This is a genomic window from Bythopirellula goksoeyrii (genome assembly GCF_008065115.1).
Taxonomy (GTDB): domain Bacteria; phylum Planctomycetota; class Planctomycetia; order Pirellulales; family Lacipirellulaceae; genus Bythopirellula; species Bythopirellula goksoeyrii.
The window spans coordinates 1,689,349-1,709,141 of record NZ_CP042913.1 but is presented as its reverse complement, the minus strand read 5'-3'; the positions used below and the strand labels follow the sequence as shown (position 1 = coordinate 1,709,141).

At 54.4% G+C, this 19,793-nt stretch carries 13 protein-coding genes; 6 read left to right on the top strand and 7 right to left on the bottom strand.

Annotation, left to right across the window (positions count from 1 at the left end; all coding sequences use genetic code 11):
* Window positions 1-18 precede the first annotated feature (18 nt).
* Both Pr1d_RS06835 and Pr1d_RS06830 read right to left on the bottom strand, forming a co-directional pair.
* Complete coding sequence (locus Pr1d_RS06835; protein WP_148072837.1) at window positions 19-807, bottom strand: hypothetical protein; 789 nt, start codon at window positions 805-807, stop codon at window positions 19-21.
* 107 nt (window positions 808-914) lie between these two features.
* Window positions 915-1,484 (bottom strand): thioredoxin family protein, encoded by a 570-nt coding sequence (locus tag Pr1d_RS06830; protein ID WP_148072836.1) that lies wholly within the window; start codon window positions 1,482-1,484, stop codon window positions 915-917.
* Between the two features lie 312 nt (window positions 1,485-1,796).
* Between Pr1d_RS06830 and trxA the strand changes: the two genes are divergently transcribed.
* Together trxA and Pr1d_RS06820 are read left to right on the top strand one after the other, a co-directional pair.
* Window positions 1,797-2,123 (top strand): thioredoxin, encoded by a 327-nt coding sequence (gene trxA / locus Pr1d_RS06825; RefSeq protein WP_168205099.1) that lies wholly within the window; start codon window positions 1,797-1,799, stop codon window positions 2,121-2,123.
* Window positions 2,124-2,351: 228 nt separating this feature from the next.
* Window positions 2,352-4,034 carry a coiled-coil domain-containing protein gene (locus Pr1d_RS06820; protein ID WP_148072835.1) on the top strand — a complete coding sequence of 561 codons (1,683 nt, stop codon included), beginning with the start codon at window positions 2,352-2,354 and terminating at the stop codon, window positions 4,032-4,034.
* 45 nt (window positions 4,035-4,079) lie between these two features.
* On the opposite strand, the gene Pr1d_RS25695 is transcribed toward Pr1d_RS06820, so the two are convergent.
* Complete coding sequence (locus tag Pr1d_RS25695) at window positions 4,080-4,964, bottom strand: hypothetical protein (RefSeq protein WP_168204973.1); 885 nt, start codon at window positions 4,962-4,964, stop codon at window positions 4,080-4,082.
* Between the two features lie 325 nt (window positions 4,965-5,289).
* Here Pr1d_RS25695 and Pr1d_RS06810 point away from each other — a divergent pair, with 325 nt between their 5' ends.
* Window positions 5,290-7,641 (top strand): tetratricopeptide repeat protein, encoded by a 2,352-nt coding sequence (locus Pr1d_RS06810; RefSeq protein ID WP_168205098.1) that lies wholly within the window; start codon window positions 5,290-5,292, stop codon window positions 7,639-7,641.
* Window positions 7,642-7,698: 57 nt separating this feature from the next.
* Here Pr1d_RS06810 and ligA read toward each other — a convergent pair whose 3' ends face one another.
* Complete coding sequence (ligA, locus tag Pr1d_RS06805) at window positions 7,699-9,714, bottom strand: NAD-dependent DNA ligase LigA (RefSeq protein WP_148072832.1); 2,016 nt, start codon at window positions 9,712-9,714, stop codon at window positions 7,699-7,701.
* Between the two features lie 100 nt (window positions 9,715-9,814).
* Window positions 9,815-10,201 carry a cupin domain-containing protein gene (locus Pr1d_RS06800; RefSeq protein WP_148072831.1) on the bottom strand — a complete coding sequence of 129 codons (387 nt, stop codon included), beginning with the start codon at window positions 10,199-10,201 and terminating at the stop codon, window positions 9,815-9,817.
* 342 nt (window positions 10,202-10,543) lie between these two features.
* On the opposite strand from Pr1d_RS06800, the gene Pr1d_RS06795 reads away from it, so the two are divergent.
* Together Pr1d_RS06795 and Pr1d_RS06790 are read left to right on the top strand one after the other, a co-directional pair.
* Window positions 10,544-12,574 carry a BBP7 family outer membrane beta-barrel protein gene (locus Pr1d_RS06795; RefSeq protein WP_148072830.1) on the top strand — a complete coding sequence of 677 codons (2,031 nt, stop codon included), beginning with the start codon at window positions 10,544-10,546 and terminating at the stop codon, window positions 12,572-12,574.
* A gap of 84 nt (window positions 12,575-12,658) precedes the next feature.
* Window positions 12,659-15,370, top strand: coding sequence for a DUF11 domain-containing protein (locus Pr1d_RS06790; RefSeq protein WP_148072829.1), 2,712 nt, complete (start codon window positions 12,659-12,661; stop codon window positions 15,368-15,370).
* 23 nt (window positions 15,371-15,393) lie between these two features.
* Here the strand turns inward: Pr1d_RS06790 and Pr1d_RS06785 are convergent, their stop codons facing one another.
* Window positions 15,394-17,352 carry a YjhG/YagF family D-xylonate dehydratase gene (locus Pr1d_RS06785; RefSeq protein ID WP_148072828.1) on the bottom strand — a complete coding sequence of 653 codons (1,959 nt, stop codon included), beginning with the start codon at window positions 17,350-17,352 and terminating at the stop codon, window positions 15,394-15,396.
* A 57-nt stretch (window positions 17,353-17,409) separates the two neighbouring features.
* Window positions 17,410-18,774: a GntP family permease gene (locus Pr1d_RS06780; RefSeq protein ID WP_168205097.1), complete on the bottom strand. Its 1,365-nt coding sequence runs from the start codon at window positions 18,772-18,774 to the stop codon at window positions 17,410-17,412.
* A 45-nt stretch (window positions 18,775-18,819) separates the two neighbouring features.
* On the opposite strand from Pr1d_RS06780, the gene Pr1d_RS06775 reads away from it, so the two are divergent.
* Window positions 18,820-19,788 (top strand): fumarylacetoacetate hydrolase family protein, encoded by a 969-nt coding sequence (locus Pr1d_RS06775; RefSeq protein ID WP_210417909.1) that lies wholly within the window; start codon window positions 18,820-18,822, stop codon window positions 19,786-19,788.
* Window positions 19,789-19,793: the final 5 nt, after the last annotated feature.

Below are 19,793 nucleotides of genomic sequence, written 5' to 3'. Positions count from 1 at the left end.
ATACATGACTCATTGTCTCTAATCGACGGGTTCGATATCGACATTGATCCCCAGCAATTCCCACTTTTTATCACGCCATACATACTTGTACGAAAACTTGACACGCGAAGGCTTCGACGGAAAATATCCCTCTAATGCCAATACGCCTTCTGCTGACATCGCTGGTTCGGCGGTGAACATCGGCTCAAGTTTCTCCAGCACGGAGAGATCGACTGCTGAATCGATGAATACTGAAAAGATCTCGTTGAACTTTTCTAGCGGCACTTGTTCTTGAAACTCCCTCGACAACCCGGCGTGAAACTGAGTGTAGTCTTTCGCGTTGATGGCAGCGGCAAAGTCTTGCGTAGTTTCTTTGATCAAAACGGCCGCCTCTGCCTTCGTTGGAATAGCCACATCGTTGGTAGCTTCTGTGTTCAGTCCTGCATCTTTTTTTTGAATACCGTAGATCTTCCAGGCACCTGATTCCTTAACAAAGCTGATCTTGAGGGGAATTGAACCACCAGTCTTCGTCAGCACGGTCCCCTCCAATTCGCCGGATCCATTGGCGACAGACCGACTATTCCAACTGGCCTCCTTGAAATCGACCAAAGTTGATTCGGTGAGGAAAGTTTTCAACTCATCTTGAGTTGTAGCCGCCTTAAACTCTTCTGCCAGGTAGTCGCGAGACTCCACTATGTTGCCGCCCGCCACCTGTTGGAAAAAGCCGTCCGCCGTTTCCACGATACCACTGGTGATGAAGAAAACACAGAAAATGCCGACCGCTATCAGAGCTAACAGGATTCCGACTACTGCGAGTAGTTTCTTCATTTTTGGCTCTTTCAAAAACGAGACTATAGAATGGCCAGCAACAAGTTCTAGCCGCCGGTGTGTTGGCTTGCTAGTCATGAAGGTGAGGTATTTGGATCACCAATTTTTCACCCCGGTTCATTCCCCGGTTTCCATTTGATATTGCAGCCCAAACTGGGAGTCTGATCTGCGCTGGGCTTCTTCCCAGCTAACACGGCATCAAGCGCAGCTCTCAGGTCGGCACCCGTCACGGGGATTCCGCTGTCGGGACGACTCGCGTCGAGTTGGCCCCGATAGACTAATTGATGCTGACTATCAAACAGAAAAAAGTCGGGAGTGCAGGCTGCTTTGTACGCCTGGGCGACTTCCTGGGTCTCGTCGTAGAGATAGGGAAACACATAGCCACGCTCCTCGGCCTCGGCGACCATTTGCTCGGGAGAGTCCCCGGGGTAGTTGGCCACGTCGTTGGAATTGATTGCTACGACTGCCGCTCCTTTACTAGTGTACTCCTGTCCCAACCTGGCAAGTTCGTCGGCGATGTGTTTGACAAAAGGACAGTGATTGCAGATGAACATTATCAACAGGGCAGGGGCGCCGGAGAAATCACTCAGCGAGACTGTCTTGCCGTCAACGTTCATGAGCGAGAAGTCAGGAGCCTGAGTACCTAGGGGAAGCATATTGCTGGGTGTGCGGGCCATGGTTTTATTCTCCAAAAATCGAGAAATGTATTGAGTAAGATGATCTACGCCCCGGGTGTCCAAGAATGGGGCTCAATCGGGCTATCCTCCCAAGTATCTAGCATCGCCCGGGTTTCGGCAATGCACTGGAGGGTTCGTTGACAGTCGCGAAAAGTATGCCAATAATCTTGAAGCAATCGGTTTCACGCAAGTTTGTGCAGATTTGCCAATTTGTATGCCGATGTCCACCAGAACCAGATAGGTAGAGTATCAAGTAGGATGGCCTGATTGACACGAGAGATGTCATCACTATCCAGAAACAAGGAGATAATCATGGGTGCTGTAGCAGAAATCAATGACACCAATTTTGATGCCGAAGTGCTGAAATCTTCCGAGCCCGTGCTCGTCGATTTTTGGGCGCCTTGGTGTGGGCCATGCCGTCAAATCGCGCCACTCGTTGAAGAGTTGGCTGGCGAGAATGCCGGTTCAGCCAAAGTGATGAAACTCAACGTGGATGATGCCCCCTCCTCGGCCCAGAGCTATGGCGTAAGCAGCATCCCTACGATCATGATCTTCAAGGACGGCGAAGTCGTCGACCGTTTCGTTGGGGTGCAGCCCAAGAATCGTTTGCAAGAAGCGATTGACGCCGCCAAGGCTTAAACTCTGGCATCTATCCATCATGCTTAAAGTCAACGATTAGCCGCTGACGGAACCACGGGCTTCCGCCAGCGGCTATTATTGTTACTGGTGCTAGCAGTGCTGGTTAATGCGAGCTTTTCTCTAGCCTAATTGAACTCAGCACGCCAATGTGCCGATGTGACGTTTAGGTAAAGTTTGCCAATTGGCGAAACTCTGCCTCCTCCTCCAGCATTAGCGGGCATCTCTCCCATGGCAGCGAACAATCCAGAGCAAGGCAGTATCACTGAAGGCGCAAGTCCTCAGCGCGAGATGCGAGTCGATTCGGCTCATCCGGTATCTCGCGGTGTGGCAGCTGTTCCCAGTCGTGCCTCGGTGGAAATTGGTGCGCAGAGCGACGAAGGGGATGAATTTGGCATCGATGAGTTGTTTGCCGCGGGAGCGCCACCCGAAGCCCTCAGCCGCCATGCTGCCGATCTGGCAGAGCGACTCCAATCGCGACTGACCGAACTAGATCACCGAGAGTCTGCGCTCAATGGGCACGAGGCCGAACTGGAAAGCCGTATTCGCAGTGCTCGATTGTGGCTTGACGAACGGGAAAGTGAGCTCGACGCGCGGGAAGCGGAACTCGAAGAACGTGCCTCTGATCTAAACAGTCAAGGCAAATTCGCTGTCGACAAAGGCCAGCACGAGGCCAGTGTCGAGAAATCGCTCAAACTTGAAGAGCGTGAGCGACAACTAGACAAACTACAGGCCGAACTCGACTTTGCTCAAAGCGAGCTGACTGAGAAACTCAATGAACTCGAACTAAAGACGGCTCTCTGCTGTTCGAAAGAGGAAGAGTTCACCGAAGCAAAGCTTGCTTGTGAAGAACGCCATCGGGAAATGGATGCCCGCGAAGCGCAGCTGTACAAGCAAATGGAACAAATTACGACGACCGAAGTCTCCTTGCAGCAGCGTTCGACGAGAATCCACGACGCAGATTCTGAACTAAACAAACGCCTGGAAGATCTGCGAGCTTGGGAACTAAGATTGGGAGAAGAGAGTAGCGAGCTAGAATTCCAACGTGCTGAACTCGGGCGCATCCAGCAAGAAGTGGAGTACAAGCTGTGCGACGCCACAGAACAAGATCGCCGTATTCGCTTCCGGGAACAAGAAATCAAGACCGCTCTGCAACGATTTGAACGACTCGGTGTCACAGAGCAGAAAATGGTGGAGCTGCAACAAACAGCCAACTTGTTCGAGCAGCGAGCGGCAAATCTCACAGCCGCTGAATCGATGTTGGCCGAACAACAGGTGCAACTCGCAGAGCAGCGTTCAGAACTTGAGCATCAAGAGCTGAAGTTCAAAAACCATGTCACTACAGAGCGCAAGCGGTTGGCGAAAGAAAAGGAAACTACCAGTCTGCAGCTGGCACGGCGAGAGCAGGAAATCGACCGCCGTGAAGCGATGCTGGACCAACGTCAGGACGCGCTCGAGCAATTGCAAGAAGAATTGCGCAGTGCGCAACGAGAAGTGTTGGAAATCCGGCTGGCCACGGAAGAAACCTGGTTGCAACTACAAGGCGTGCTCGCACCGGCAACCTTGTCGCGTTCCATATCGCAATTGCGTGTGCGACTTGCCGACCATTTTCAGTTGGCAGCGGACGAAGCAAGCCGTCGCCATCGGGAATTGGAATCCGTGCGTAGCGAACTGGCTACGGAACACTCCCAATTGGCCAATCAGCGTCAAGACCTACAGTTGTGGCTGGACCGCCGCGAGCAAGACCTCGAACAACGGGCAGCCCGACTGGTCGCCCGCGAGCAAGAACTCGATGCCCAGCAGCGCACTTACGAAGAAGCCGAGCTAAACTGGCAAGCCCAACAAGCAGAGTACCAACACGAACTGCAGCGGCTGCTGGCCGCTGAACGTGCCTGCTGGAGTCACGCGGCGTAGCGAGACGGATGGAATCGGTCCAATTCCGCGCTGGTTCCGGTTGTGTTAGCTGTTGTCCGCCGATTGGTCGCTTTGTGGACCGACAGTTTCGGGAATATCCAATTTCTCCGGTGTGGCATCTTTCTCGCCGTCTGGATTTCTCTCGCTGACGGGTTTCCAGTTGCGACGTTCTACCTTTTGGCCGGCAGTTGCCTGCTGGGCTCCAGCGACGATCGCCATTGCGTTCTTGATCTCAGCAGGAGAGAAATACGGATCTCGCACAACTTGGCGGGCCGTGCCCGTGAGTTTGGCGGCAAGTTCTTGCCAACTTACATTGCTATTCACATTCCAGACTGCTGCTTGCGCTGCAGCAGGCTGCAGGTCACCATTGGCATAGGCAGCCACAATTTCAATCACAGCGGGGTCGGCGACAACATCTTCGATGGGACGAATTTCATAAGGCTTGTTCGACGAAGGATCCCGAAGACCATGGTCCAGACACAACAGTGGGACGTCGATCGTGTTGACTTTTTCAGGGGCAACATTGAAGCGTCCGCCACCGCCGCCTCGACCACCGCCGCCTCGACCACCGCCGCCTCGACCGCCGCCGCCGCCGCCGACACTTTGCTGCCCGCCGCCGCCGCCGCCCAAACCGCCACCACCTCCACCACCGCCAAATTGATGCATGACGGGAACTCCAGCAAAGGCATCGGGAATGAGCACATCAACAGGTTCATCGGTCTTGTTAGTCAAGAACAATCGGCCGCGCTGACTATCGCGAGCGATGAACTTTGCGTCGATCACGCCTTGGTCGATGGCATCGAACACATCGAGCGCCGGTGCCGTCTCAGCAGCAGGTTCATCAGCTCTTGAATGCTGCCCACTTACGGCAGTTCCCAAGACCATGATTGCCAATACCAGATACCATTTCATCATTTGGGCGGACGCCATGACAGTACAACCTTTTCAGAAGCCGAGGACTACTTGGTTTCTTGAAGCCCCAGCTGATCGCAGGGCTTGAATTACGAAGGGTTGGCTGAATTGACAATAATTCAGCCGGTCTCTCCAGCATAAACTGGCGCACGCCAATTGCCAACATTTTCATGAATGTCCCCGCCAAATCGGTCGGTTTTGCCGCCTATGTCTTGAATGATTGGCCAATATGCCATTTTGGGAGCCGATTTCTCAGTTTTCTCCCCATCAGCGGGAGGACGCAGCGGGGAAGGGTGCAATACTTGGAGATAGGCCCCCGATTTCACTCAGATCGCTTAAATCCGTGTCTACAACGCAACTTTCTCCAACCGCCAAAGCCCGCCACCAGAGCTGGATCATCTCTCCCTGGTGGGACATGACGTACGTCGTAGTCACGCCAATACTGATTGTACCGGTCATATTGGTTCTGGTGCGTCAGTGGCTCACCCCCGAGCAAGTTTCGTTGGCGGTGATATCATTTGCTTCCCTGGGACATCATCTGCCAGGCTTCATGAGGGCGTACGGCGATCGAGAGCTTTTTGCGCGATATCGCATGCGTTTTCTTTTCGTGCCTCCTCTGGTGTTCGCTATGGCTCTCTGCTTTACGCCTCCCAGCGGATTGGCTCAGTGGCTCCACCTTCCTTGGCGACATCTCCACGGACTAGAGTTGGTCTTGCTGATTTGGGGCACTTGGCACGGATTGATGCAAACATACGGTTTCATGCGCATCTACGACCTGCGACGGGGAGTGACCGATCGCTTGACTGCCCGTCTCGATCATTGGCTCTGCCTGACTGTGTTTGTTGCTGGTGTTGTGTTCAGCGATGCCCGCATGTTCGGCATTGCCAAAACGATGTGGGAGTCTGGCCTTCCTATATTTGGTCCCGTCTGGCTCGATTGGGCGCGGCTGCTGATTGGCGGAGCGCTGATCGCGGTCCTGATTGGCTATCTGGTGAACCTCCTACGACTGCATAAAGCCGGCTATCCGATCTCTTGGGTCAAACTATTGCTAATCGGTACGACTGGTTGGTTCTTCTGGTACACGGGACGACTCTCGGTCAATCTCTTGATTGGCATTGCGATGTTCGAGATCTACCACGCCGTCCAGTACTACGCGATCGTATGGATCTACAACAAGCGCCTCTTCAACCGCGCCGGCAATCGCTTCGGACCATTGGGTTTTCTCTTCGAAGATCGATGGAGCATGTTGGGCCTCTACTTGGCAGCAATTGCGGCATATAGCTCAATTCGCTACTTCACGGTGGACGCCAATGCCTACATTTTCACCGCAGGAACCGAGAATGCCTACCAGTGGCTTATCGCCGCTTTCGTGACTTCTTCGTTTCTCCATTTCTACTTTGACGGCTTCATCTGGAAAGTAAGTGAACGCAAGACACAGGAGAATTTAGTCGAGACTCCAACGAGCGATGCCCCGCCGATGATCACTGTACCGGCGGCAATCCATGCGGCCAAATGGGCATTACTACTTGCCATCATGGCGGGTCTGCTATTCGCTGAGCGCAGGCGCTTGCTGCTTGAACCTGAGGACGGCCCTTCCGAGCGTTTAGTCGCCTTGGCTGCGCTAACACCTAATCTTCCCGAATGCCACGCCTTGCTCAGTCGCAATGCATTGTCCAAAGGCAATGCCCCACAGGCCATACTCCACGCCGAGAAAGCCTTGGCCCTTCGTGAGCGTTCTCACACTGCCCACGCTGATTTGGGTCTAGCCTATCTGCTGGGCAACCGATTGCAGGAAGCCAAGCGGCAGTTCGAAAAGGCCATCGCCATCGCTCCGAATCAATGGTCGCATCATTGCGATCTGGGGACGGTACTCCACCGCCTGGGCGAGCAAGAACAAGCTGAAGTCGAACTGAAGCTCGCAGTTGAACTGGGCTCCGAGTCGGCCGAACCTTACGAACAATTGGCGGACTTTTATCTCGATCAGAACCAAACTCAACAAGCAGCAACGCTGTACACAACGATCGCAGAGCGATTCCCAGATTCTCTCATCGGAGAATTGGGAAAGATTCAATTACTCAACCGCGACGGCCATCACCACCAAGCGGTCGAACTGGCAAGCTTCCTCGCCGCTGACAATGCCGACAACTGGAGAGTCTTGGCCGCACTGGGCGCTTCGCTCAATGCCGCCGGAGACCCCCAACGCGCGTTGGTACCTTTGAAAGATGCACTTCAAATCAGTCCGGAGTCTGCTGAACTGAACTATCAGATGGGGCTTACGCAATTCCAGTTAAACAAACCCATGCGCGCAATCACGTTTCTATCGCGAGCACAGAAACTCGACCCGCAACATTTCACTTCCCAGTTACAGCTTGCCAATACTTACTACGTGTTGGGGGCTGTCGACTCGGCACTGGAAGCCTATCAACGTGCCCTAGATCTCAAACCAGGAGACCCCGCAGCAAGTGCCAACTATGGCGGCCTGCTAGCTCAATTGGGCATGAATGCCGAAGCCGAGCGGGCCTATCGTGCAGGGCTCGCGGTGCATCCTGATGCCCCACAACTCAACTACAATCTGGGTCTACTGTTGTGGCAGCAAGGCGCACATGAGGAAGCCCGCCAACTCATCCGCCGCGCTGAGCAACTCGGCGTAGCGATTTCACCGGAAGTGAATGCTGCGATCCGTAAAACGAATTAGGGCTTTGTTAGGACTTTTTTTGGAGTTGAGCGCAATCTTTAGGAATGACAAAGTACTTCACTCGCCGGCACAGAGCGCATGGAACTCTTCTTCGGTAAGCACGGCGACGCCTAGCTCCTGGGCCTTGGCAAGTTTGCTTCCGGCCTTTTCACCTGCGACCAGGTAGTCCGTGCTCGCAGAGACGCTACTGGTCGCTCTTCCGCCATATTGCTCTATCAGCAATTGGATCTCATCACGAGTATAGTTTTCTAACTTCCCAGTGACGACAAACGACTTTCCGGCAAACGGCTGATGCTGTGGGGCAGTGGTCTGCTCTTTTACCATCCCCATACTAACGCCAGCCTCTTCCAAGCCGTTGATCGTTTCGATTCCGTTTTCGTTGTGTAGAAAACTGTAGACGCTCTCAGCGATGATCGGACCGACCTCTTCTACTTGGCTTAATTGTTCGATAGTCGCCGCCTGCAATGCAGACATCGTCTGAAATTGCTCAGCAAGAATGGATGCTACACGGGTTCCGACGTGGCGGATCGTCAACCCGTTCAACAGCCTGGCAAATGAGCGTGACTTACTTTCTCGAATCGCGTCCACCACATTCTGAGCTGACTTCTGCCCCATCCGTTCGAGCTGGGCGAGTTGTTCAACGGTCAAATCGTACAAATCTGCAAAACGCTTCACCAGTCCCGTCGAGACAAGTTGGTCAATCAGCTTTTCGCCTAGTCCCTCGATATCCATCGCGGTTCGACTCGCAAAATATTGCAACCGTTCGCGCAGCTGAGCGGGACAGGCGAGGTTTGGACAACGAATATAGACGCCCCCCTCGTCTTTCACCAATTCACTCTCGCACTCGGGACAGTGTGTCGGAAAAAGAAATGGCTTTGTCCCTTCAGGCCTCAAGTGAGTCTCAACCCGTAAAATATGCGGAATAATCTTCCCCGCCTTCTCAACCACAACCGTATCGCCCTCGCGCACGTCTTTCCGGGCGATCTCGTCGGCATTGTGCAGGCTGGCTCGACTTACTGTCGTGTCAGCGAGTTCCACCGGCTCCAGTTCCGCCACCGGAGTGATGGTGCCCGTCTTGCCAACTTGGACGCGGATTTCATTGAGCCGCGTTACGGCCTCGTATTTCTCAAACTTGTAAGCGATCAGCCAGCGGGGGCTCTTGCTGGTGGCACCCAACCGCCCGCGTTGATCGAACCGATTCACTTTCAACACGAGTCCGTCGACTTCGAAATCGAGTTCGTGAAGTCGTTCGATAAGCCCCTCGCAATGTGTGATCGCTGCCTCAAAGTCAGGAAAACATTCGACGTGCGGTGTTGCCGGCAACCCCCAATCACCAAGCTGTTTGAGAAACTCCATGTGTGTCGTCGCATGAAGACCTTCGACTTGGCCCACACCGTGGCAAAAGAGTCGCAGTCGCCTCTCGGCACAGATTCGTGGATCTAGCAGGCGTATACTTCCAGCCGTAACATTCCGTGTGTTTGAGTAAGCTTCGAGCCCCTGCTCCTGACGCTTCTCGTTGAGTCTCACCAGATCCGCATTGGTCATGTAGATCTCACCACGAACTTCGACCAGCGGCGGAAACCCGTCGCCAGCAAGCCGCAGAGGGACCCCCAGCACGGTACGGACATTGTGAGTGACATCGTCGCCAGTGGTGCCGTCACCCCGTGTGACGCCACGAGTGAGTTGTCCTTGTTCGTAGATGAGTGACATGGCCACGCCATCAATCTTGAGTTCCACGACCCACTCGATGCTCTCATCCGGCAGCAACTTCGCCGTCCGCTCGCCATACCTACGAAGTTCCTCAAGGCTGTAGGTGTTGTCGATCGACATCATCGGCACCAGATGCCGCACCGAGTTCAATTCGTCGACCGGCGCTCCACCTACTCGTTGCGTGGGACTATCCGGCGTCACCAGAGCAGGATGTGCGGCTTCAAGTTCCTTGAGCCGATCCATGAGCCGATCGTACTCGAGGTCCGTGATCGTCGGCGCGGCCTCCCCGTAGTATCGCGCATCATGGCCGCGAATCTCCTCGCGGAGTGATTCAATCTCAGATTCGACGTGCGCCTTACTCATCCGTTTTTGTCATAGCCGTTGGCGGAAGCCAATGGTTGCCATGGAGAAAACCGCGGGCTTCCGCCAGCGGCTACTATGATTGAATCCACTGTGATTCTTCTCAAGATTCCAACCCGCACTCTGGCACAACAGTGACGTTCTTGCCGGTAGCAGAGTTGGGAATCAGGCAAAGGAACTTCAGTGGAACGGAACCTGTGTTCTTGAACTGGTGGACATCCTCAGGCGAGACAAACACCACGTCGCCTTGCTCAAGGGGATGCTCCACGTCCCCTTCGAGAACAGTGCCACTTCCTTCGACGACGTAAATCTCGTGCTCGTAGTCATGAAAATGTCTTGGGGTGTGGCCCCCCGGAGCGACTTCAAATTGACGCATCACAAAATTCGGGGCCTCTTCATCCTTGCCGACGAGTATCTGCACTTGGCACCCGTCAGCCCCCTCCATATCCACCTTATTACGTGGCACATCTTTGGAATGTTTCAGTTTCATTTTTCTTCGTTTACTCCAAAATCTCAGTTCGATGGGAATGCTATCACCGCTTAACCCTCATCCATGGCCATTAACTGACCAATCGCAGTCCGATCATGATAGCAACTTCTTACCTATCAGACATGCTAACCGAGCTACTTCATAGCCCCTATTTTCGTCTTCCACAGAATCTTGCAAGCGAAGATCGATCCGCTGGAAAAATTGCTCTTGCCAGGGGATTCCCCACTTTGCTACAACCCTGCCGCTTTTCGTGACTACCTCTTCTCTACTACCACCTTATCCAGTCCCGATTGGCCTGAACTGACTGATTGTCTGCGCAGGTGCACGGGGAAGGACGAACACATGACTGTCGCGCGATACCAATCGTACGCCGTGCTCGGCGCTGCGTATCTCTTGCTATTTGCTTTTTCGCTTCAGGCGGCTGATGCCCAACAGCAGAGGTCTTCCGCCAATGGGACGAATCGGACGAACGAAACCGATCGTGCCGCTGGGAATATGCTAGATGCCATTTTTGATAACCCGGCCCCAGTTTCCCGTGGTGGAAATTACTCGGCACGGAGGGTCTCTAGAACGAGGCCTGCGAACCAGCCGAAACTGCAAGCGAAGCTTGTGCGTAATTCCAGCGAGTCGGAAGGGACCCCTCCCTATGCCTTGGTTGATCGCTATGGGGGCGTGCTCCGCTATGTCGAGCCGGTCGACCGAGTTGATTTGAAGCCTTATCTAGGCAAAGTCGTGGGGGTGAAGCACGACACGGGCGATGTCTTGCTCGCTTCACAACTGATGCTGCCAAGCCTTTCCAATACTAAGACGAGCAATGGCGTACAGCTTGCGGCATTCCAAGAGCCCATTCCTGCGGGCACTGAGGAAGGGGAAGCGCTGCTCGAACCGACCCCAGCCGACGATTCTGATTCAGCGATAGCGATGGAAGAAACATATTCCTACGATGGTTCATTCGATGGCGACCCCTTGTACCTGGGCGACGAAGGATTCCATTTAGGTGGTTACCCCGATGGTGGCCATTTGGGATGCGACGTACTCGGAGGCTGTGGAGCAGGCGTCTGGCAACCCAGTCGCGTTTACTTACGTGGTGAATACTTGCTCTGGTGGTTCGACGGCATGGATACGCCGCCACTGGTGACAACAACTACCGACGAAACGGAACTAGGAGCCATTCTCCCCAATCCAGGAGTCGAACCTGGAAATCCCAACTATCCACGTCTCACTTTTCCAGACACCTCGATACTCTATGGTGGCAACCCCATCCTTGAAGATTCTCGTAGTGGCTTCCGTGTCTCCTTAGGTTCCTGGATCGACGACGAGCGCAAGCAGGCCCTCGAAGCAGACTACCTCTACTTGGGCACGATCGATGAATCATTCACCGCAGGGGGTGTCGACGGAACTCCGATTATCTCCCGCCCCTATTTCGAGCTCGTTCCTTTCTTCTTGGACGACGAAGATGAAATGGTCTTCCTGCCGCCTCGAGAAGCGGCCGAACAGGTTTCGTCGGCGCTGCTCAATGGCGACGTGACCGTGACATCTAGCAGTGAATTTCAAGGCGCTGGCTTTAGACTTCGTCATAATCTGTGCCGATGCGGCGCTGCCGACATCTGCTGCGGTGACTGCGTTGGTGGCTGTGGTGCAGGAATTGCCTGCGGTGGAGGGATCGACTGCGGTTGCGGACCTATCGGCTGTGGAAGTTGCTGCGGCCCCGTTTGTGGTGATCGCCGCTATGTTGACTTCCTACTTGGTTTCCGTTGGTACGGGTTGCAAGAGCAGCTTCAAATATTCGAAGACTTGGAAGTAAACGTAACCGACCCCGATATTATTCTTCCGGACGATTTTCCCCCGAATGGAACTCGCACGACTGTGTTGGATCGCTTCAGCACTAGCAATGATTTCACTGGAGGCGAGCTTGGATTCGATTGGGGAATCGAGCGCAACCGCTGGTCGTTGAGCGTGCTGTCGAAAATCGGCATCGGCAACAACCACCAGAAAGTTTCGATTGCTGGCCAAACGACACTGACTCCTGTCGAAAACGACCCTCCCCCTCCACAAGAGGGTGGATTGCTAGCGCAGGTCTCAAATATTGGTGACTATGAACGTGATAGCTTCTGCATGATTCCTGAAATCAATCTCAATCTTGGCTACAAGCTGACGCCTAATCTCAAGTTGATCGGAGGATATACCCTCCTGTACTGGACCGATGTGGTGCGCCCCGGCGACCAAATCGATCGAGAAATCAACGGCACCCTGGTACCGAGATTTGGCGAAGAGCCTAACGCTGTCATCCCCCCCTTCCGACCGCAGTTCGTCTTTAACGAGACAAATATGCTGATTCAGGGATTCAACCTCGGGGGTGAGTACTCCTGGTGAACTACCAGGGTGTAATCTGCCGATACATCTCTCACGGACTGCTCTTTTCGTGACAGGTTTGCTAGCACTCGTGAGGTAATTTCTATGGCTGCTCAAGGCCCAAAGTTTTCGAAGTTCCCGGTTCGCACCCGCACCAATGGCCGCAAAAACCAGCATCGATCGTTGCGACGATCCAATTTGAAATTCGAAACACTTGAAGCTCGCCAAATGCTTGCCGCAGATATGGCCGAGATCATCGGTACGGTTCGTACCGATTTGCAGGGTGACGGCGACTCGAGCAATGACGTGGTGATTGCCGGCGCAGCTGTGACCCTCTATCGCGACAGTGGAAACGGCACATTCGACGCCAGCGATGTGCAGGTTGCCACCAACCAGACAAATTCGCTGGGCCAATATGCCTTTATTGGAGTTGAAGCGGGGACGTACTTCGTCAAGGTAGATCTACCTGCCGAGTTGCAGTTCAAGCCGGGCACGGACACGCAGAAGGTGGTCATTTCTCTAGCAGAAGCCGAGGGTGTAGTCGGACCGAAAATCGATGATTTCAAATCGACACAAATTGTCGAAGCCTCACCTCCATTACCTGCTAACCAGAACTCGACACAAACGGACGGTGGAGTCCTGGGAGGAGAGCGCGACATGTTCGTCGAACTCACCCAGGGTGATGATCCATGGTCCTCTGTGTCGCTCATTAGCGGGGCAGCAAAGAACGGAGATGGATTGCTTCGCTTGTCGAGCGATTCCACGGTAACTGGCAACGCCAAAATCGTATGGGATGGGGCCGACGGCAATGCACTCAACGTGGATGCCACCGGGTTGGGAGGCTACGACCTCACCCAATACAATGGGAACACCATGACCGGGATCGCACTCACTTCAGGTGCCGACCATCCCGACGCCAAGATCAAGCTGCGGATTTATACGGATGCGAACAACTGGTCGGAATTTACCACCACGGTTCCCCAATCTGCAGGTGGTGCGGCAACCGGCCAGGCGGTATTCCGCTTTGACGATGTGCCCATTGCCAAGAGCGGCAGCGGTGCCGATTTCTCCAATGTGGGTGCTTTGGAACTCACCTTCGAAGGTGTCTCGGCTGTCGACGGACAGGTGTCACTAGTAGGACTCGTCGGTCGTACCACGAAACGCGTGAATCTTACAGCTTCGCCCCGCCTGAGTCTGGGTGACAAGGTATGGGCCGACATCGACGACAATGGCCTCTTTGACACGGGCGAGGTGGGCATTGCAGGTGTAAAACTCAATCTGTATGAGGACACTAACGGCGACAACAGCTATACCAGCGGAGTCGACGCCCTGATGGGTTCGACGACAACCGACTCCAACGGGAATTATTTGTTCTCTGATTTGTTGCCCGGTAAATACATTGCCCAAGTCGATCCGACGAACTTCATCACGGGAGGCAAACTCAATGGTTTAACTTCCAGTTTGGGTAGTTCACTCGCTGCAGATCCAGACAACAATATCAACAACGACGACAATGGCACTCCACTGGCAGGTGCTGGAGTCGTAAGCCAAGCGCTCACGCTCACTGGTGCAGCTGAACCTACCAACGATGGTGATGCGAATAGCAATTCCAATTTGACGGTCGATTTCGGGTTCTTCGGTTTTGATCTCTCCTTGGACAAGTCGGTGCAACAGACCTCAGTCGCGCCCAGAGAAACACTCAATTACTCTATCAAAATTGATAACTCCGGTCCTTCCGCGGCAGCCGGCACGACCTTTACCGACACGCTTCCTTCCTTCGCCTCGTTTGTCTCGGGAACCGTGAGCATTCCGGGTGTTACGTTGCAACATTCCGGAGGTGTCGTCACCGCTGACCTCGGGACGATGCAGCCGGGCGCTACGGTGATTATCACCATCCAGGCGCTGGCCTCGGACGATGCCACGGGAACCTTGGTCAATACCGCTACGGTGGCTGCCCCGAAAGAAGTTAATCTCTCCAATAATACCGACTCGGTTTCCAACCCGGTCACACCTCGCATCGACTTGGCAATTACCAAGATCGATAGCCGAGACCCGGTCGAACCAGGCAGTTCGTTCACTTACACGCTTGAGATTGTCAACAACGGCCCTTCCAACGCTACTGGGGTCGTCGTGACCGATACGCTCCCGGCCACTGGAGTGACCTATGTTGGTGCATCTCTAACACCCGCTTCGATAAACGGTCGGGAACTGGAATTCGCCATTGGCAATCTGGCAAGCGGCGCGACTCGCACGATTACGATTGACGTAAACGTGAACCAGAGCTTTGTTGGTACCCTCCTGAATGTGGCTCACGTGGAAGGCAACGAACAAGAGACCAATCTCAATAACAATGACGATGACGAAACCACGCTAGTAAAGATCGACCCAGCAAGCCTCTCGGGATCTGTGTATGTCGACAAGAACGACAACGGGGTCTTTGATTCCGGAGAGCGTCCTCTGAGCAACGTCGTGATCACAGTAAAGGGCACTGACATCACTGGTGCAGCTGTGACTCGTACAACGACAACCGCTTCCAATGGATCGTATCGATTTGATAACTTAACTCCCGGCATGTATCGGATTATCGAAACTCAGCCAAGCCCTTACAAGGATGGCAAAGACCGCATCGGTTCTCACGGCGGTTTCTTGGGTGAGCAGCCCGGACCCTTTGTCATCCCGAACGATGTGACCACAACTGAAGTCAAAGACTTGGTACTCGGAGTGGAACTGGCCGGTGGCCAGAACGCGACCGATTACGACTTCGGCGAGATCGCTGCGGTCACGATCTTCTCCAAGCAAAGCTTCTTGGTGTGGTAACGAGCTAGCGAGATCTGGTTGGCCTATGGAATCGTTGCGAGCTTGGCAAGAATCGCTTCTGAGTCATAGACGCATCCACCCCAGGTACCGCCACTAAGACGTTGTAGGGCTGACCATAGTCTTGTGTCTGTTGGCAGTCCTTCTGCTGCTCCCAAGTCGTCGCGCTGTTGGCGGCTAGCGAGTTGCAATAGTCCCCAAGAGGCGTCGTGTACCTGATCGCGGTGGCCAATCAGATTGACGGACCCTGTACCATTATCTAGATCGATAGCGATCTCGATCAGATCGTCGTCGAGCAACTTGCCGATCGGACCATCGGCTAGTGCTTCCGGACCAACGTGCCCCAAGCAAGCACCGGTTGAAACTCCCGAAAACCGGGCATCTGTGATAATCGGGACATGTTTGCCCCATTCCAGATACTTCAGCGCGGCGGTCAATTGATAGGTCTCTTCCATGCCGGTCCCTGAAGGACCGCACCCAGCCAAGACGAGCACGTCGCCCGCCTTGATCGACCTTTCACCTTTTCCCTTGATCGCAGCAATCGCAGCAGTTTCCGACGTAAACACACGAGCCGGTCCGGTGTGCAAATAGTGACCTTCCACGATCAGGGAAGGGTCAATCGAAGTAGCCTTCACCACGGAGCCCTCTGGGGCAATGTTTCCTATTGGGAAGACAAGGGTTCGCGGAATCTTGCGGCTCACGGCAGCGGCGGGCGGGAAGATGACCTCGTCTGGATCAACCCCATCGCGGTCTCGCAAGTGCTGTCGCAGTTTCGCTCGGCGCTCACTGGAAGCCCAGGCGTCAAGCGATTCGGCGAGGGAAATGCCGCCTGCGGTCAGGACGTCGAGTTTCAACAAACCCAACTCTCGTAGGTGGAGCATGACCTCTGGCACACCGCCGGCTAGGAATACGCGAACCGTTGGGTGATCGATGGGACCATTGGGAAGCGCACTCACCAGTCGTGGAGTTTGGCGGTTTACCTCAATCCAATCAGCAACGCTGGGGCGCCGAAGACCCGCCGCATGGGCCACTGCCGGCACATGCAACAGAAGGTTCGTTGACCCGCCAAAGGCAGCATGCACCACCATGGCGTTGTGGATTGCGGAGTCGGTAAGAATGTCGCGTAGGCGAACGCCGTGCTTTGATTGCTGAACGACCGCCTGAGCCGAGCGACGAGCGAGGTCGAGCCAGATTGGCTGACCCGATGGCGCTAGAGCTGAATGAGGCACTGAGAGGCCAATCGCTTCACCTACCACTTGGGATGTGGCCGCTGTACCGAGAAACTGACAACCTCCTCCAGGAGTCGCACAAGCACGGCAACCAAGCTCTGCCGCTTCTCTGAGCGTGAGCATTCCATGTGAGAATCTTGCTCCGATGCTTTGGATCTTCGCCGCATCTTCGCCCTGGGTGGGAGGCAAAGTCACACCACCGGGCACGAGCACCGACGGCAGATCTCCGCAACCGGCCAAGGCCATCATCATCGCTGGATGACCTTTATCACAGGTCGCCACTCCGATGAGTCCTTTTCGAGTTGGCAGCGAGCGAATCAGCCGCCGAAGAACAATCGCGGCATCGTTTCGATAGGGCAAGCTATCAAACATGCCACTAGTACCCTGGGTCCGACCATCACAAGGATCAGAGCAGAATGCGGCAAAGGGAACTCCGTCGAGATGTTTGATTTCACGCGCCGCAGCTTCAACCAGCAGGCCAACTTCCCAATGGCCTGTGTGATAGCCCAAAGCGATGGGCTTGCCGTCGGGGCTGCGTAGCCCCCCCATGGTGCTGAGTACCAGGAATTCGTCTCTTCCCAACAGAGCAGGATCCCAGCCCATCCCGGCGTCTTGACTCCAACCGAACAAGTCGCCACTTGGTCGATCCAGGAGCATCGATTCGGTAAAGGGCAACGTGCCACTTGGTCCAGCGGCAGTCGTTTGTACATCGTAGATCGACGGGTCGTCCGTTTCGAACGGGTTGTCGGCCGCCATGATATCTCCACAGAAAGAAATTACCGATTGATTGTGATTCGGTCGTCTCCATGCAACTTAGACCAGCGGCAGCAGAGTGGCAAGCAACACGGTCATCGCCATGCTGACACAGCCAAGCAAGGCCAGTAGCGGCGTCCAGGTTCTCAGTGTATCCAGTTCGCTGAGTCCACCCATCTTGGCAAAGATCCAAAATCCGCTGTCGTTCATCCACGAGCCAACCAACGAGCCGCTCCCAATTGCTGTGGCAACGTAAACACGGTGATATCCGAGTGAAGCTGAATCCAACAGTGCTGCGAACATGCCTGCTGTCACGATCATCGCTGCTGTGCTGGACCCTTGGGCGAACTTGATAAGTGCCGCGACACTGAACGCCAAAAACAAGAGGCCATATCCGGTAGCTGCCGAATCACCGAACAGCGATTGGATCGCGGGTGCGAGCTGGGCAGCCTTCAGCATGGCGCCGAAGGCCCCTCCGGCGGCAGTAATTAGGATGATCACACCACCACTCATCAAAGCAGCTTCCAAGGATTCGGCTCGTTGAGCCCGAGATGGGCGGCGATAATACCAGTAGGTGATCACGGAAATTCCAGCCGACAGCAAGAGTGCCATGTTTGGATTGCCGAGCACCGACATCAAGTCGCGGAAGTCTTCCAGCGCATCAGCTGGCGCAAAAGTGTCCATAATCGTTCTGGTAGCGATAAGAAGGACCGGCAAGAGGACGGGCAGCATTGAGATTAGAAGACCTGGCAATTCGCCGAGAGTGATTTCAGGTGGAGCCTCCTCTTCCGGGCCGATTGGAGGGGGAGCAACGTCCACCCTGCGATCGATCCACACCCCGAACATCAGGCTCGCAATCGCTGCTGGCATCGCTACAGCGAAGCCGACAAGAATCATCACTCCCAAGTCGACACCCAATTCCGAAGCGACTAACACGGGCCCGGGTGTGGGTGGCACTAAGGCGTGAGCCGAGGCACAGGAAGCAACAGCAACCAAGTATTTGACATAGTGCTTGCCAGTAAGCCGATACATAGATCTTGCAAGTGGCACGAGTAGATAAAAGACCGTATCAAAGAATACGGGGATCGCCAGCGTAAACGAGCTTGCCATGAGGGCGGTTGCAGCTTGCCGTTCGCCAAACAATGCCAGCGAAGATCGTACGATCCGATCGGCCGCCCCACTATCCATCATTGCTTTGCCAATAATGGCCGCCAACGCAATCACAATGCCCACCCCTGCGGCAGTTGCACCGAAAGCCTCCGCGACGCGAGAAATCTTCTCGTCCCAATCACCCGGTGACATCAAGCTCACAGTAATCGCCGCGGTAATCAGCGACATGAATGCATTGATTCGCAACGCAACGATTCCACCGATGACCACCAATAAGCCAACAGCCAACACGAATAGTGGATACCAGGTAGCCAAAGGACAAACTCTCTTGGAGAAAAAGCAGTCAGATACTGAGAAGAAGTGCCCATCGTAGACCACAAAGAATTAGATCACAATATGTGCGGCTGGAGCGTTTACGATCGAATCACGCTCATTTATAATGTGCCGAAATTATCTTCTTGCCATTTCTCCTGTGGATCACTCTTTGGAGTCGATACGATGCTGCTTTACAGAACCGACAAGGGAGCGGTCACGATTCAGGATGGCCAGGCCTATGCAACCGAAGGTGAATGGGATGATTTGGTAAATGACGATGTACTGGCAGATCGCTTGGCTTCGGTCGTGGAAAACTCAGTACCGAATCCTGCACTGCTCAATGCAATTCACTCGCCACTTCCACCGCTGGTGAGCCAAGAAATTTGGGCTGCAGGAGTGACTTATTTCCGCAGCCGCACCGCCCGCATGGAAGAGTCCGAGGTTGCCGGCGGGGGTGACTTCTATGACAGGGTATATGCTGCGAAGCGACCAGAGCTGTTTCTCAAGGCCACGCCTCACCGGACGGTGGGCACTGGTCAGGCAATGCATCTGAGGAAGGACTCGAAGTGGATCGTCCCTGAACCAGAACTGACGTTGGCCGTTTCCAGCAAGGGCAAGATCATAGGTTATACGATCGGCAATGACTTGAGTTGTCGCGATTTGGAAGGAGAGAACCCCCTCTATCTTCCCCAGGCTAAGACATTCGACCGCTGCGCGTCCGTTGGACCGGCGCTACTCATCACGCGTGATCCCTTACCGAAAGAAACGACGATTTCCCTGACTATTCGTCGTGAGGGGGCTAAGGTGTTTGAAGAAAGTACGACGCTTGCCAACCTCAAGCGAAGCCCCGAAGAACTCGTTGAATTCCTGTTCCGGGACAACAGCCACCCGAAGGGATGCTTGTTGATGACAGGAACGGGCATCGTACCTCCCGATGATTTTAGTCTTCGCCCTGGCGACATGGTCGAGATTCACATCGAAGGAATTGGCCGCCTAGTGAACACAATGGAGTAGGATGA